Here is a 274-nt window from a genome sequence, read left to right as displayed (position 1 = left end):
TTGTCATAACCCAGAGACGAAAAATATCAGCACCGAATGTTTTAATAATTTCTTGCGGAACAACTGTATTCCCCAAAGATTTAGACATTTTTTTGCCATTTTCATCCAAAGTAAAACCGTGTGTGATTACCGCTTTATAAGGGGAACAAGCGCGCGTACCACAACTTTCTAAAAGAGAAGACTGGAACCATCCACGATGCTGATCAGACCCTTCAAAATAGACATCAGCAGGCCAGTTCAAATCATCTCGATCTTCTAATACAAAACTATGGCT

At 39.4% G+C, this 274-nt stretch carries 1 protein-coding gene; it reads right to left on the bottom strand.

All coding sequences use genetic code 11. The annotated features are described in order from the left end of the window. Nucleotides 1-274, bottom strand: a 274-nt coding sequence (locus tag ACFINZ_RS11535) for a class I tRNA ligase family protein (RefSeq protein WP_375701588.1), incomplete at both ends; no start/stop codon positions are given.

The sequence above is a fragment of the Bartonella sp. AA81SXKL genome (assembly GCF_042196945.1).
Lineage (GTDB): Bacteria > Pseudomonadota > Alphaproteobacteria > Rhizobiales > Rhizobiaceae > Bartonella.
Note: the sequence above shows the minus strand (reverse complement) of the source record. Positions and strands in the feature narration are given on the sequence as shown.